We start from the raw sequence: 15,057 nt of genomic DNA, 5'->3' as shown, positions 1-15,057 counted from the left end.
ACCAGTTCATACATCACAGGAGGAATTATGTTAGAGTTACAGAATCTTTCCTTTGGCGTGGCTGAAAGCCAGGGGAAAAAGGAAATCATAAAAAATGTAAGCCTTTCGGTGCCGGACAATCAGTTTGTCGTGATTACGGGGCCCAACGGCGGCGGGAAGTCGACGCTTGCAAAGCTCATCATGGGCATCGAGAAGCCGGGCAGCGGCCGCATCTTGTTTGACGGGACGGACATCACCGAAAAGAGCATCACCGAGCGCGCAAACTTGGGGATCAGCTTTGCCCTCCAGCAGCCCGTGCGCTTTAAGGGGATCCAGGTGTTAGACCTTCTGCGTCTGGCTGCCAGGAAAAATCTTTCGGTGGCCGACGCCTGCCAGTATCTTTCTGAGGTGGGCCTCTGCGCCAAAGACTACATTAACCGCGAGGTCAACGCCAGCCTTTCCGGCGGCGAGTTAAAGCGGATCGAGATTGCAACGGTTTTAGCCCGTGCCACGAAGCTTTCCGTCTTCGATGAGCCGGAGGCCGGAATCGACCTCTGGAGCTTCCAGAACTTAATCCAGGTGTTTGAGCGGATGCGGGAGACGACAAAGGGCTCCATCATCATCATTTCCCACCAGGAGCGGATTTTGGAAATTGCCGACGAGATTGTCGTGATTTCTGACGGAAACATCGCAGAGCAGGGGCCGAGGGAGCAGATCCTTCCGGGGCTTTTAGGGACGGCTTCGGCTCAGAGCGGCTGCCAGTATTACAGGAGGGACAACTAACATGGACAAGATTCTCGAAGAAATGCTGTTAAAAGTTGCGGATTTGCATGGCGTGCCCTCGGGGGCCTTCAACATCCGGGCGAACGGGCAGACGGCCGGGCGGAATACGACGGCCAACATCGACATTGTGACGAGAGAGGACGGCAGCGGCATCGACGTGCACATCAAGCCGGGCACGAAAAACGAGAGCGTCCATATCCCGGTCATTTTAAGCCAGACCGGCCTCACAGAGCTGGTATGCAACGACTTTTTCATCGGCGAGGACGCCGACGTGACGATTGTCGCCGGCTGCGGCATCCACAACGGCGGCGACGAGGAATCGCGCCATGACGGCATCCACCGGTTTTTCGTCGGAAAAAACGCGAAGTTAAAATATGTGGAAAAGCATTACGGAGACGGCGACGGGCGCGGCGGCCGCATCATGAACCCGCGGACGGAGATTACCATGGAGGAAGGAAGCTATATGGAGATGGAAACAGTCCAGATCCGCGGCATCGACTCCACGAAGCGGGAGACCGAGGCCCATTTAAAGGACGGCGCGAAGCTGGTGGTTCAGGAGCGGCTGATGACCCACGGAACCCAGTACGCCGGAAGCCGGTTTGATGTGTTCATGGACGGGGAAAACTCCAGCGCCAACATCATTTCCCGCTCGGTAGCAAAGGAACAGTCGGAGCAGATGTTTTACTCCAACTTGGTGGGAAACAATCTCTGCGCCGGCCATACGGAGTGCGACGCCATCATCATGGGCAATGCGAAGATCAGCTCCCTGCCGGAGATCACGGCGAACCATCCCGACGCGGCCCTGATCCATGAGGCGGCCATCGGAAAAATCGCCGGCGACCAGATTATCAAGCTCATGACCCTCGGCCTTTCGGAGGAGGAAGCGGAGAACCAGATTGTAAACGGCTTCCTGAAATAGGGAAAGAAGGGGAATGAGTATGGTACTTCAGTCGATAAAAAGCGTGTTTACGCTGATGATCCTGATTCTGACAGGATACTATTTCACGGGAAAGAAATGGTTCGGGAAGCCGGGCATGGATTTCCTCTCTAAATTTACGGTGCAGGTTTCGGTGCCCTGCTATATGTTTTACAACATGTATGAGGACATTGACGGGCGCGGCGCGCTCCTTGATCTGGCGGTGAAGCTGCCGGTGACCTTTGGCTCCATCCTTTTAAATCTGGCCGTTACGGCCGTGGCCTGCCGGCTCCTTAAGGTCGGCGAAGGACGGAGGAACACCTTCGTGGCGGCGGCCGGCTTTGCAAATGTGGTGTTCATCGGCTTCCCCGTGATCCAGTCGCTCTGGGGCGAGGGGATTACGTCCACCGGCGTCATCTACTATATTTCCAGCACCCTGCTGTTCTGGACGGTGGGCACGGCGCTTTTAAGGCGTGACAGCCGCCTTCCGGGAAAAGGGGAGGCGAATTTCCTTGGGAACCTGAAGAAAATCCTTTCTCCGCCGATCATCGGCCTCATTGCCGGTGTGGCGGTGGTGCTTTTGGAGGTGGAGCTTCCGGACTTTATCTTATCGCCCGTGAGCATGTTAAAGAGCGTCACATCGCCCCTGGCCATGGTTTTCATCGGAAGCGTGATCCGGAACATGGATCTTCGGAAGATGGAGTTTGGCCGTGATTTGTATGCAGCCCTTGGGATGCGGTTTTTAGTCCTCCCTGTGGTGACAGCGCTGTTTCTGCGGGCCATGCCGGTTCCAAGTGAGATGAAGCAGGTGTTCTTCGTCCTCTCCACCATGCCGTCCATGACCCAGATGGGCATCATGGCGAAGGAATATGAGAGCGATTACGAGTTTGCCTGCACGGTCATCACGGCGACGACCATTGTCAGCATGCTGACGATCCCGGTGTTCATGTACCTGATGCAGACGTTCCGGATATTCTAAGAGCTTTCCTGCCTACATATTCCTGTAAAAAAGGAAACAGGAAAAACATGACGGATCAGAAAGCAGATAACCTTTTAAACCTTGCCCTCGATACGCCGGAGGAGGAGCGGGAGCAGACCGAGGAATTAAATGTGGGCTATATAAAGTCCACGCGTTCCTGGGAGCTGATTGTGAAATACAACGGGGATCTGGCGGCTGTTCTTTCCGGAAAGTTCCCCGGGGCGAAGATGACGGAGCTTCTAGGGGGCTTTGCGGTGCTTACGGTTCCGGAGGCCCAGGTGGAGGACGTCATCGCCTTAAGTGAAATTGAATATGCGGAAAAACCAAAGAGGCTGTTCTTCGCTGTGAACCAGGGAAGGGCGGCCTCGTGCATTTCACCGCTTCAGGCCGGAGAGAGCGGCCTTTTCGGAAAAGGCGTCCTTGTGGCTGTCATTGACTCGGGCATCGACTATTTCCACGACGATTTCAGAAATCCTGACGGCACCAGCCGGATCCTCTATTTAAATGACCAGCGCTCCGGCGTCACCTACACGAAGGCTCAGATTGACGAGGCGCTGCGCTCCGGGAGCAGGGAACAGGCCGCCCGCCTCGTCCCGGTCACGGACGTGAGCGGCCATGGGACGGCAGTGGCCGGGATTGCCGCCGGAAACGGCAGGGAGAGCGGCGGGCGCTACCGGGGCGCGGCGCCGGAGAGCGAGCTCATCATCGTCCGTCTGGGAACGCCGGATCCCGACGGCTTTCCAAGGACGACGGAGCTGATGCGGGGGCTTGATTTTGCCGTGCGGACGGCCGTCTCCCTTGGCCGTCCCCTGGCCGTCAATTTAAGCTTCGGGAACACTTACGGCTCCCACGACGGAAACGGGCTCTTGGAGCGGTATATTGACACCTTATCCGGCATCGGGCGGAACGCATTCATCGCGGGGAGCGGAAACGAGGGCGACGCCGGCGGCCATACGTCGGGGACGCTTTCCGAAGGTACGGAGCAGGTCATTGAGCTTTCGGTGGCGCCCTTTGAGACGGGGCTTAATGTGCAGCTCTGGAAATCCTATCTGGACGACGTGGACATCTATCTGGCAAACCCGTCCTTAGAGCATGTGGAGCGGATCAGCAGCCGTCTTGGGCCCCACAGGCTCGATATGGGGAGTACGGATGTGCTGGTTTACTACGGGGAGCCGGGGCCTTTTAACGAGTCCCAGGAGATTTATTTTGACTTTATCCCCAACGGAGGCTACGTGGAGAGCGGGATCTGGAAGATCATTCTGCGGCCGGTGCGGATTGTCCTCGGGCAGTATGAGCTGTGGCTCCCGTCGGAGGCTGTCTTGAACCGGGCCACGCGGTTCCTTAAGCCGACGCCGGATCAAACGCTGACAATCCCGTCGACGGCGGCCCGGGTCATTACGGTCGGCGCCTACGACGACGCCACGGAAACGTATGCGCCTTTTTCCGGCCGCGGCGGCGGGATGGGGAACTGGCAGCAGAAGCCGGATCTTGCGGCGCCCGGCGTCGGCATTATCGCACCCATGGCCGGCGGCGGCTACGGCCCGGTTACGGGCACCTCGTTTGCGGCGCCGTTTGTGACCGGGGCAGCGGCGCTTCTCATGGAATGGGGGATCGTGCTGGGGAACGACCCCTATCTCTACGGCGATAAGCTGAGGGAATATCTGCGGAAGGGTGCCAGGAGGCTTCCGGGCGAGACGGAATATCCCAATCCCCGCCTTGGTTTCGGGGCGCTTTGCGCGGCGGACAGCATCCCGCGTTGAGGTGATTCGGCCGGTTTCTTTTCTGTTTATATATTTTTTCTGAAAATTTACGATTTTTGTCCATGAATATACATAAATCGGGGTTCTAAAATGGACTGGTTTGTGATATAATATTACAAAATGCCGTTCTTCTCGGCAGACGGTTGACTAAGGAAGGGAGGCGGTCTGTCTGAATATCCGGGAAATGCTGGAACAATGGGAACGTGAAAACTTAAGCCCCTACGCGTCATTAAGCGCAGAAACCATGGGGCGCGATGTCTGGGAGGAGCCCTGCGATATCCGGCCTGCCTATCAAAGAGACCGGGACAGGATTCTTCACAGCAAATCTTTCCGCAGGATGAAGCACAAGACCCAGGTCTTCCTTGCGCCCGAGGGCGACCATTACCGGACGCGGCTGACTCACACTCTGGAGGTGGCCCAGATCGCCAGAACCATTGCCAAGGCCCTCAGGATGAACGAGAGCCTGACCGAAGCCATCGCCCTGGGGCATGACCTGGGCCATACGCCGTTCGGCCATGCCGGAGAGTACATATTAAACGAGATCAGCGGTGTTGGCTTCACCCACTACGAGCAGAGTGTCCGGATCGTGGAGGTGCTGGAAAAGAAAGGGCGCGGGCTAAACCTCACAAAGGAAGTCCGGGACGGGATCAAGAACCACCGCACCAGCGGCCATCCGTCGACCCTGGAGGGCTGCATCGTCCGGCTTTCCGACAAGATCGCCTACATCAACCACGACATCGACGACGCCCTTCGCGGCCGGATCATCAAAGAGGACGATCTCCCGAAGGCGTTTACCGACGTGCTTGGGACGACGGTAAAGGAGCGGTTAGACATTATGATCCATGACATTATTTTTAACAGCATGGACAAAAACGAGATTATCGTGTCGCCGGACGTGGAGTATGCCATGGTGGGGCTTAGGAAATGGATGTTTGAGCATGTCTATAAAAACAACGACGCCAAGGGCGAAGAGGGCAAGGCACAGCAGCTCATCGTCAGCCTGTTCGAGTATTATCTGAAGCACATCGACCGGCTGCCGGAGGAGTATCTGGACATGATGGAAAAGCGGAACGAGAAAAAGGAGCGGGTTGTCTGCGACTATATTTCAGGAATGAGCGACAGCTACGCCATTGATAAATTTGAGGAATTGTTTGTGCCGAAATCCTGGAACGTGTAGGCGTGCCGGGAGCGGCAAAAAACGGAGGATGCATGTATTATCCCGAAGATGTGATTGAAGAGGTACGGACGAGAAATGACATTGTCGATGTGATTTCCCAGTACGTCAGCTTAAAAAAGAAGGGAGCCAACTATTTCGGGCTCTGTCCCTTCCATAATGAGAAATCGCCGTCCTTTTCCGTGTCGCCGTCGAAGCAGATGTACTACTGCTTCGGCTGCGGGGCAGGCGGCAACGTCATCACCTTCGTGATGGAGTATGAAAACTATTCCTTCGTGGAGGCGCTTAAAATGCTGGCAGACCGGGCCGGGATCACGCTGCCGGAGATGGAATACTCGAAGGAGGCGAAGGCCCAGGCGGATTTGAAGGCCACGCTCCTGGAGATTAACCGGCTGGCGGCCAACTATTTTTACTACCAGCTCAAACAGCCCCAGGGACATCTCGGATACGAATATCTGAAGCGCAGGGCATTAAGCGACGAGACCATCCGCCATTTCGGCCTTGGCTTTGCCAATATGACGTCGGACGACCTGTACCGGTATTTAAAATCCAAAGGGTACAGCGATGCCGTCTTAAAGGAGACAGGCCTGGTGTTCATCGAGGAGCGGGGCTCCAGGGACAAGTTCTGGAACCGTGTCATGTTCCCGATTTTAGACGTGAACAACCGGGTCATCGGCTTCGGCGGCCGCGTCATGGGCGACGGGGAGCCGAAATATTTAAACTCTCCGGAGACGAAGCTGTTTGACAAGAGCAGGAACCTTTACGGCCTCAATTTTGCCAGGACGTCCAGGGCCGGGTACATGTTAATCTGTGAGGGCTACATGGACGTGATCGCCATGCACCAGGCCGGCTTTACCAACGCGGTGGCCTCTCTGGGGACGGCGTTTACGTCCCAGCATGCGTCGCTCTTAAAGCGGTACACCGACCAGGTTGTCTTAACCTACGACAGCGACGGTGCCGGCATCAAGGCCGCCCTGCGGGCAATCCCGATTTTGAAGGAAGTCGGGATGTCGGTGAAGGTTTTAAACATGAAGCCATATAAGGATCCCGACGAATTCATCAAAAACCTTGGAAAAGAGGAGTTTCAAAAGAGAATTGATTCGGCCGTCGGGAGCTTCTTATTTGAAATTTCGGTCATCCGCAGCCAGTACAGCATGCAGGATCCCGAGTCGAAGACCCAGTTTTACAATGCCGTCGCCAAAAAGCTCCTGGAATTCCCGGAAAAGCTGGAGCGGGACAACTATACCGAGGCCGTGGCGAGGGAGTACATGATCCCGGCCGAGGATTTAAAGCGTCTCGTCAATTCCCTGGGGAGCCGGATCGGGACGGGAAAGACGGCGAGAGAGTATGAGGCGGCAAGACCTGCCAGGAAAAAGGATAAGGAGGACGGGATCAAGAAATCCCAGCGGCTCCTTCTCACCTGGCTCATCGAGCGGCCGGAATTATTTTCCGTCATCGACGGCATCATCGGCCCGGAGGATTTTGCGGACGAGCTTTATGCGAAGGTGGCCGGGATGGTATTTGAGGAACACAAAAAAGGAAAAATAAGTCCTGCCCAGATTTTGAATCAATTCATTGACGGTGAGGAACAATACAGGGAGGTGGCTGCGCTGTTTAACGCCAGCCTTCAGGATTCCTTGAACAACGAGGAACAGAAGAAGGCGTTTTCTGAGACAGTGAAGAAAATCAAGAAAAACAGTCTGGAGGTTCAGAGCCGGAACGCAAAGGATATCGGCGAACTGCAAAGGATCATCAGGGAACAGTCAGAGTTGGCAAATTTACGGATTACGCTGGACTAGCCGAAAATGCCAGGAAGGATGGGAAACTTATGGAAGAAAAAACGCTTACATTTGGAGAAAAACTGGAAAAGCTTTTGGAACTGGCAAAAAAGAAGAAAAACGTCCTGGAGGAGCAGGAGATCCTTGACTGCTTTTCCGACGAGGAGCTGACTCCGGAAAAGCTTGACCGGATCTATGACTTCCTGGAAAACAAAAATGTGGACGTGCTCCGGATCTCTGCGGACGACGATATTGATCCGGATCTGTTTTTAGAGGACGATGTGGATGAGGAGGAGCTGGACGCGGCCAACCTGGATCTGACGGTGCCGGAGGGCGTCGGGATCGAGGATCCTGTCCGCATGTATTTAAAGGAGATCGGCAAGGTACCGCTCCTTTCTTCGGAGCAGGAGATCGAGCTGGCAAAGAAAATGGAGCTTGGCGACGAGGAAGCAAAGCAGATGCTTGCCGAGGCGAACCTGCGCCTTGTCGTCAGCATCGCCAAACGGTACGTGGGGCGCGGCATGCAGTTTCTCGACCTGATCCAGGAGGGAAACCTGGGGCTTATTAAGGCCGTGGAGAAGTTCGACTACCGCAAAGGCTACAAATTCAGCACCTACGCGACCTGGTGGATCCGCCAGGCCATTACCCGCGCCATCGCCGACCAGGCCAGGACGATCCGCATCCCGGTGCACATGGTGGAGACCATCAACCGCCTTGTCCGCACCCAGAGGCAGCTTCTCCAAAGCCTGGGCCGCGAGCCATCGGCGGAGGAGGTGGCAAAGGCCATGGAGCTTCCTGTGGATCGTGTCCGCGAGATCATGAAGATTTCCCAGGATCCCGTCTCCTTAGAGACGCCCATCGGCGAGGAGGAGGACAGCCATCTCGGCGACTTTATCCAGGACGATCATGTGGAGGTGCCGGTGGATGCGGCCACGTTTACGCTGCTCCATGAACAGCTCATGGAGGTTCTCGATACCTTAACCGACCGGGAACAGAAGGTTTTACGGCTGCGGTTCGGCTTAGATGACGGCCGGCCGAGAACCCTGGAGGAGGTTGGAAAGGAATTTAACGTGACGCGCGAGCGGATCCGCCAGATCGAGGCAAAGGCCTTAAGGAAGCTGCGGCATCCGAGCCGCAGCAAGAAACTTAAGGATTATCTGGACGAATAAAGAGTTTAGTATAGAAGGGATTTTTGACGGATGAAATTATCAGGACGTCTGGAGCTTGTGGTGTCGTTTGTGCGGCCGGCAAAGCAGGCCGCCGACATCGGGACGGATCACGGGTATGTGCCGGCGGAGCTTGTAAGGCGCGGGATCGTGGACTCGGCTCTGGCCATGGATGTGAGAAAGGGGCCGCTTCTGCGGGCGGAAGAGACCATAAAAACGGCAGGTCTGTCTGAACGTATCAAAACGCGGCTTTCCGACGGCCTTGAGGGGCTTTTGCCCGGCGAGGCGGAGGCAGTCGTCATTGCCGGCATGGGCGGGGAATTGATGATACATATCCTGGAAGCAGGGAAACATATGTGGGATTCTGTGTCCCAGTGGGTGCTGTCTCCCCAGTCAGAGCTTCCGGCTTTTAGACGGTGGCTTCTCATAAACGGCTTTTTTACGGAGCGGGAGGCCATGATCTGCGACGAGGGAAAATATTATACGGTGTTTGATGTGCGAAGAAGGAGAGAGGGCGATCCGGGGCCGGTTTTTGACGAAAAGGCTCTTGCTTACGGGGAATTCCTCATAAGGGTAAAGGATCCTGTCCTTCTGTCTTATCTGGAGGAAGAGGAACGGCGGCTTTTTGGTCTCCTTTCTTCCCTGTCTGCCGCGGCGGAAAGCTCTGAGCGGGCGATGGAGAGGAAGAGGGAGACGGAGGCGGCGCTCTCCATGAATCGGGAGGTTTGGAATGAAATGCAGGGAAATCATTGAAATCCTGGAGCGGCTGGCGCCGCGGGCCTGTGCCTGCGACTGGGACAATCCGGGACTTTTGGCTGGGCGGCAGGAAAAGGAAGTAAAGAAGCTCCTGCTTACGGTGGATGCCGACGACGAGGCGGTGGCGGAGGCCATAAGAGGCGGCGCCGATATGATCCTGAGCCACCATCCGTTAATTTTTAAGCCGGTGCGCCATGTGAGCGACGAGGATTTTATCGGAAGGCGGCTTGTTTCCATGATTCAGGCCGACATTTCCTATTTCGCAATGCACACCAACTACGACGCCGCACCGGGCTGTATGGCCGATCAGGCGGCAGAGCGGATCGGGATTTTAGGCGGAATGCCGTTGGAACCCATGGGAGAGCTTGCGGGAATCCCCTACGGCATCGGAAAAATCGGGGAGCTTAAGACGCCGGTTTCCGGGAAGGAGTTGGCGGAACTGGTGAAGAACACCTTCGGCCTCCCGTTTGTGACGGTTTACGGCGGGGAGCTTTTTGAGACGGAGCCCATCAGGCGGGCGGCTGTCTGCCCAGGCTCCGGCGGAAGCACAATTTCTGCGGCCCTGAAGGGCGGCGCCCAGGTTCTCATCACAGGCGACATCAGCCATCATGAGGGAATCGACGCGGCGGCCCAGGGCATGATGATTCTGGACGGCGGCCATTACGGTCTGGAACACATCTTCTTAGAAGACATGGAAGCGTATTTAAAGCGTGAGCTTGGAAATGAAATCGTGATAGAAAAGATGCCGGTAAGATTTCCGGCTCAGATGATCTGATAACAGAGAAAGGGGTGCGCGATGCCGGCTGTAACAGTAAACGGAAAAACAAGGGAATATCCCGAGGGAACGGCGTTTCTTGCGGCTGCCCAGGATTTCCAGCCGGACTATGAGGACGAGATCCTTCTTGTCCGGGCAAACGGGAAATTAAAGGAGCTTCACAAAACCATCGCTCAGGACTGTGAGGCGGAGTTTATCACGGCTTCCGACCGGGTCGGAAGGAAGACGTATGAGCGGAGTGCCGTGTTCGTGATGTTAAAGGCCTTTTATGACGTGGTTCCGAGAGAGAAAATCGAGAAAATCCAGATCGAGTTTTCCATGGGAAACGGCGTCTATGGCGAGCTCATCGGCGGCGTGTCTGTGGATCAGGCGCTCATCAGCCAGGTGAAGGCGCGGATGGCGGAGCTTGTGGAGGCGAAGCTTCCGCTCATGAAGCGGAGCGTCAACACCGACGAGGCCGTGGAACTGTTCGGAAAGTACGGGATGCGCGATAAAGAGCTGCTTTTCAAGTACCGCCGTGCGTCCCGGGTGAATATTTACAGCATCGGGAATTTTGAGGACTATTTCTACGGCTACATGGTTCAGAATACGGGCTATGTGAAGTATTACGACCTGATTCCCTATGAGGGCGGTTTTCTGCTCCTGCTTCCGGGAAGCGGCGATACAAGAAAGATTGCGCCCCACAACCCGCAGCCGAAGCTGTTCCATGTGTTAAAGGAGTCGAATCACTGGAGCGAGCTTCTCGAGGTGCCGAATGTGGGAGCGTTAAACGAGATGATTTCCGGCGGGCGCATGAACGAGCTGATCCTCATGCAGGAGGCCCTTCAGGAAAAGAATATCGGAAAGATTGCGGAACAGGCGGCGGGGCAGGCGGAAAAGAAATTCATCCTGATTGCCGGCCCGTCGTCGTCGGGAAAGACTACCTTCTGCCACCGGCTGGCTGTCCAGCTTAAGGCTCTGGGACTGACGCCCCATCCGATTTCCATGGATAACTATTTTAAGAACAGGTCGGAGTACCCGAAGGATGAAAACGGCGAGCAGGATCTGGAGGCATTGGAGTGCCTGGATATCGAGCTTTTCAACCGGGACATGAACGCATTGCTTCGCGGGGAGCGGATTGAAATGCCGCGGTTTAATTTCATCACCGGCTGCCGGGAGTACCGCGGGGATTCCATGCAGCTTGGGCGTGATGACGTGATGGTAATCGAGGGGATCCACTGCCTGAACCCGAAAATGTCGGCCAACCTGCCAGAGGAAAACAAGTTCCGGATTTACATCAGCGCTCTGACCCAGCTCAACGTGGATGAGCACAACAGGATCCCCACCACTGACGGGCGGATTTTAAGGCGGATGGTGCGGGATGCCAGGACGCGCGGAACCTCGGCAGAGGAGACGTTAAGGCGCTGGCCGTCGGTGCGCCGCGGCGAGGATCGGAATATCTTCCCCTACCAGGAGATGGCGGACGTGACATTCAATTCGGCGCTCGTCTATGAGCTGGCCGTGTTAAAGCTTTATGCGGAGCCGCTTTTGTTCCATATCCCAAGGGATTCCGAGGACTACGACGAGGCCAAGCGTCTTTTGAAATTCCTCGACTATTTCCTCGGAGTCGGCAGCGAAAATATCCCGAAGAATTCGATTATCCGGGAGTTCATCGGCGGAAGCTGCCTGCGGGTATAGAGAAACTGCGGCAGGTTTCGCTGGCGGCATCGCTCCGTTTGGCGGAGTGCGCTTTCCGTCCAGAAGGCGGCTGCGTGAAATTGCCTGCTGGACAGACAGGGGAATTTGTGATATGATGATTGGGCTTTGAGTAGGACAGATGGTCGCTGCCGTGGCTGACACGGGAGAGGAAAGTCCGGGCTTCACAGGGCAGGGTGCCAGATAACGTCTGGCGGGGGCGACCCCAGGGAAAGTGCAACAGAAATAAACCGCATGGCGAAAGCCGTGTAAGGGTGGAAAGGCAGTGTAAGAGACTACCGCCTTGCTGGTAACAGGAAGGGCACATGCAAACCCCATCTGAAGCAAGGCCAAACAGGAGGCATAAGGCGGCCCGTCTGCCTCCGGGTAGGCCGCTCGAGCCGTCCGGTGACGGACGGCCTAGATAGATGACCATCCGCGCGATGCGTGACAGAACCCGGCTTATCGTCCTGCTCAAAGGAAAGAGGGATGCTGCTTTGCAGGTGAAGAGAATCGCCTGCGGGGCAGTGTCCCTCTTTTTGTGTGCCGGGAAATTCATGAATTTAGTTGACTTTCCAACTTTCTTGCAGTATAGTAGAAATATAATTGTTGGACAGTCAACTAAATTCCGGCAAAGGAGGACAGGTTTTGATGCAGGATGCATTCACCGTTTTAAAATATATTTCCATTATTCAAAGGAACACGCAGAAGTTTTTTGATTTGAATCTCTGCGGGGATCAGATCGGGAGTGGGCAGCAGTTTTTCATCCTGCGGATTGCGGAAAACGAAGGAATGATGATGCATGAGCTTGCCCAGACCGGGAATTTTGACAAGGGGACTGTCACAAAAGCCGTGAAAAAGCTCTGGGAGGAAGGGTATATCCGGATCGAGGCGGATGAGAAGGACGGCCGCGTCCGGCGTCTTTACACGACCAAAAAGGCGGAGGCCCTGGTGCAGAAGGTTTACAGACTGCGGGACGAATGGAACGAGAACCTGATGGAGGGGCTGGCGGATGAGGAAGCCGATGCTTTGAAGGCGCAGCTTCGCCGGATGGCCGAGCTTTCCTGCCGGAAGCTGGAATGGGATACAGAAAGAGAAGGGAGAAAGAACGCATGACAGAAACTGCGACAGGGCAGGCAAAGGCATATGAAAACCCGTTGGGGACGGAATCTATTCCGAAGCTTCTGGTGACGTTTTCCGTGCCGGCTATTATTTCCTGCCTGATCAATTCCATTTACAACATCGTCGACCAGATTTTCATCGGACAGGGCGTCGGCTATCTCGGCAATGCGGCGACGACCGTGTCCTTTCCGATTATGACGATCCTCGTGGCCTTCGGGACGCTGGCCGGCTCCGGCGCCAGTGCTTACGCTGCCATCAAGCTCGGGGAAAAGAAGGAGGACGAAGCCAACAGGACGTTGAACAACGCGCTGTATTTTACGGCTATCATCGGCGTGATCCTGATGGCGGCCGGCCTTCTTGTGCTGGAACCTCTCCTTCGCCTGTTCGGGGCGACGGAAAACATCATGCCTTATGCCATCGACTACACTTCGATCATCTTAATCGGCACGCCGTTCAACCTGGTATCCATTGCCCTTTCCAATCTGGCGAGAACCGACGGGAACCCGCGGCTTTCCATGTATGGGATCCTGGTGGGAGCGATTTTGAATACGATCCTGGATCCGATTTACATATTCGTGTTCCACTGGGGCGTGGCCGGCGCCGCCGTTGCGACCATTACGTCCCAGATTATTTCGGCGGTGATCCTGTTTACCTATTTTGTCAGGCCGTCAAAAAACAATCCGCAGCACATGCGCCTGAAATTGAAAGGGGCGCGTCTGGAGCCGGCGTTAATTAAAAGCTTCCTGGCTCTCGGCATTTCCTCCGGGATTACCCAGTCCGTAGCCTGCGTCATGCAGGTGATTATGAACAATTCCCTCGTGTACTACGGAAACCAGAGTCCCATCGGCGGCGATGTGGCCTTAAGCGCCATGGGCATTGTCATGAAAATTTCCATGATTATGGCGGCTTTCGGCATCGGCGTTGGAATCGGCTCGCAGCCGATCTTCGGGTACAACCGGGGCGCATTAAAATACGGCAGGATTAAGACCACCTATAAAATTGCCGTCACCCTGGCAACGCTTTTAATTTTCGTTGGCTGGATCGTCTGTCAGACCATGCCGGAGGCGATTGTATCCATCTTCGGCCATGAGAACGAGCATTTTACGGAATTCGCCGTAAAGTGCCTGCGGATTTACCTGTTCGGCATCTTCTGCGCCGGTTTCCAGATTGTTTCCACCAATTATTTCCAGGCCACGGGGCAGCCTTTAAAGGCATCGATTTTATCGGCGCTGCGCCAGCTCCTTCTTCTGGTGCCGATGATCCTGATCCTGCCGCTTTTCATGGGGCTGGACGGAATCCTTTACTCGGCGCCTGTGGCAGATATCGGTTCGGCAGTCATCGTCGCCTGCTTCATCATTCCGGAGATGAGGAAGCTGAACCGGCACATCAAAGAGGCGGGGGAAGCTGCATAGGGAAACTTACAGAGGCAGTGCTCCGGCGCGCCTTAAAAATACAGGCAGACTCGTCACCTGGGAGCCGTTGCAAAATAGATGAGTAATCATCTATGGAGCAGCGGCTCCTTTTTTATGCCCTGAAAACAGAAAACGGACCCTGAAGAGCCCGTAATCCATGGTATAATAAGATATGACCAGTAAATTAAAATACCATAAAAATTATACCGAATTCGGTGAGCCTTATCAACTGGTTTTGCCATTAAATTTGGAAGGTTTGGTTCCTGATGATGATTCTGTTCGACTGCTGAGCCACGAATTGGAGGATTTAGATTACAGCTTGCTGTATCAGGCTTACTCTGCCAAAGGCAGAAATCCGGCAGTGGACCCAAAGACCATGTTCAAGATCCTGACTTATGCCTATTCCCAGAACATCTATTCATCCAGAAAAATTGAAACCGCATGCAGACGCGACATCAACTTTATGTGGCTGCTTGCCGGACAAAAAGCACCGGATCACAGCACCATTGCCCGTTTCCGAACCGGTTTTCTGGCAGATGCCTGTGAAAATCTGTTCTACCAGATGGTCTGCCGCCTGGAAGCAAGCGGAGAATTATCAAAAGAAACCGTATTTATTGATGGGACAAAACTGGAAGCCTGTGCCAATAAATATACCTTCGTCTGGAAGAAATCGGTGGGGAAATGGGAAGCAAAGATGTACGAACGGATTCAGGAGGCAGTCTGTCTTCTGAACCAGGATTATATCTGCGGGTTCCATGTGGGAGAGGAAAGCCGTACCCAGGA

At 55.0% G+C, this 15,057-nt stretch carries 12 protein-coding genes, 1 other RNA gene and 1 pseudogene (1 of these 14 running past the window's edge); all 14 read left to right on the top strand.

Going from position 1 to position 15,057, the window contains the following annotated elements:
- Positions 1-27 precede the first annotated feature (27 nt).
- On the top strand, positions 28-762 hold the full coding sequence (locus KE531_00360) for an ATP-binding cassette domain-containing protein (protein ID MBR9952090.1): 735 nt from the start codon (positions 28-30) through the stop codon (positions 760-762).
- Position 763: 1 nt separating this feature from the next.
- Complete coding sequence (locus KE531_00355; protein MBR9952089.1) at positions 764-1,681, top strand: SufD family Fe-S cluster assembly protein; 918 nt, start codon at positions 764-766, stop codon at positions 1,679-1,681.
- A 13-nt stretch (positions 1,682-1,694) separates the two neighbouring features.
- Positions 1,695-2,657, top strand: coding sequence for an AEC family transporter (locus KE531_00350; protein ID MBR9952088.1), 963 nt, complete (start codon positions 1,695-1,697; stop codon positions 2,655-2,657).
- Positions 2,658-2,704: 47 nt separating this feature from the next.
- Positions 2,705-4,417, top strand: a complete 1,713-nt coding sequence (locus tag KE531_00345; GenBank protein ID MBR9952087.1) for a S8 family serine peptidase — start codon at positions 2,705-2,707, stop codon at positions 4,415-4,417.
- 169 nt (positions 4,418-4,586) lie between these two features.
- Positions 4,587-5,594, top strand: a complete 1,008-nt coding sequence (locus KE531_00340) for a deoxyguanosinetriphosphate triphosphohydrolase (protein MBR9952086.1) — start codon at positions 4,587-4,589, stop codon at positions 5,592-5,594.
- A gap of 32 nt (positions 5,595-5,626) precedes the next feature.
- On the top strand, positions 5,627-7,390 hold the full coding sequence (gene dnaG, locus KE531_00335; GenBank protein MBR9952085.1) for a DNA primase: 1,764 nt from the start codon (positions 5,627-5,629) through the stop codon (positions 7,388-7,390).
- A 29-nt stretch (positions 7,391-7,419) separates the two neighbouring features.
- On the top strand, positions 7,420-8,538 hold the full coding sequence (gene rpoD / locus KE531_00330) for an RNA polymerase sigma factor RpoD (protein MBR9952084.1): 1,119 nt from the start codon (positions 7,420-7,422) through the stop codon (positions 8,536-8,538).
- Positions 8,539-8,568: 30 nt separating this feature from the next.
- Positions 8,569-9,288 carry an SAM-dependent methyltransferase gene (locus KE531_00325; GenBank protein MBR9952083.1) on the top strand — a complete coding sequence of 240 codons (720 nt, stop codon included), beginning with the start codon at positions 8,569-8,571 and terminating at the stop codon, positions 9,286-9,288.
- The gene (locus KE531_00320; GenBank protein MBR9952082.1) at positions 9,266-10,066 is read left to right on the top strand and encodes a Nif3-like dinuclear metal center hexameric protein; all 801 of its coding nucleotides are present in this window, start codon (positions 9,266-9,268) and stop codon (positions 10,064-10,066) included. The genes KE531_00325 and KE531_00320 overlap by 23 nt, the downstream gene beginning before the upstream one ends.
- Before the next feature lie 21 nt (positions 10,067-10,087).
- On the top strand, positions 10,088-11,743 hold the full coding sequence (locus KE531_00315) for a nucleoside kinase (protein MBR9952081.1): 1,656 nt from the start codon (positions 10,088-10,090) through the stop codon (positions 11,741-11,743).
- Between the two features lie 127 nt (positions 11,744-11,870).
- Positions 11,871-12,221: RNase P RNA component class A (gene rnpB, locus KE531_00310), an RNA gene on the top strand.
- A gap of 167 nt (positions 12,222-12,388) precedes the next feature.
- The gene (locus KE531_00305; GenBank protein MBR9952080.1) at positions 12,389-12,856 is read left to right on the top strand and encodes a winged helix DNA-binding protein; all 468 of its coding nucleotides are present in this window, start codon (positions 12,389-12,391) and stop codon (positions 12,854-12,856) included.
- On the top strand, positions 12,853-14,274 hold the full coding sequence (locus KE531_00300) for an MATE family efflux transporter (GenBank protein ID MBR9952079.1): 1,422 nt from the start codon (positions 12,853-12,855) through the stop codon (positions 14,272-14,274). The genes KE531_00305 and KE531_00300 overlap by 4 nt, the downstream gene beginning before the upstream one ends.
- Positions 14,275-14,446: 172 nt before the next feature.
- Positions 14,447-15,057 (top strand): annotated as a pseudogene (locus tag KE531_00295) (transposase) (it continues 564 nt past the right edge of the window).

Source organism: Eubacteriaceae bacterium Marseille-Q4139, assembly GCA_018223415.1.
Taxonomy (GTDB): domain Bacteria; phylum Bacillota; class Clostridia; order Lachnospirales; family Lachnospiraceae; genus CABSIM01.
This window is presented reverse-complemented; position numbering and strand designations above follow the sequence as displayed.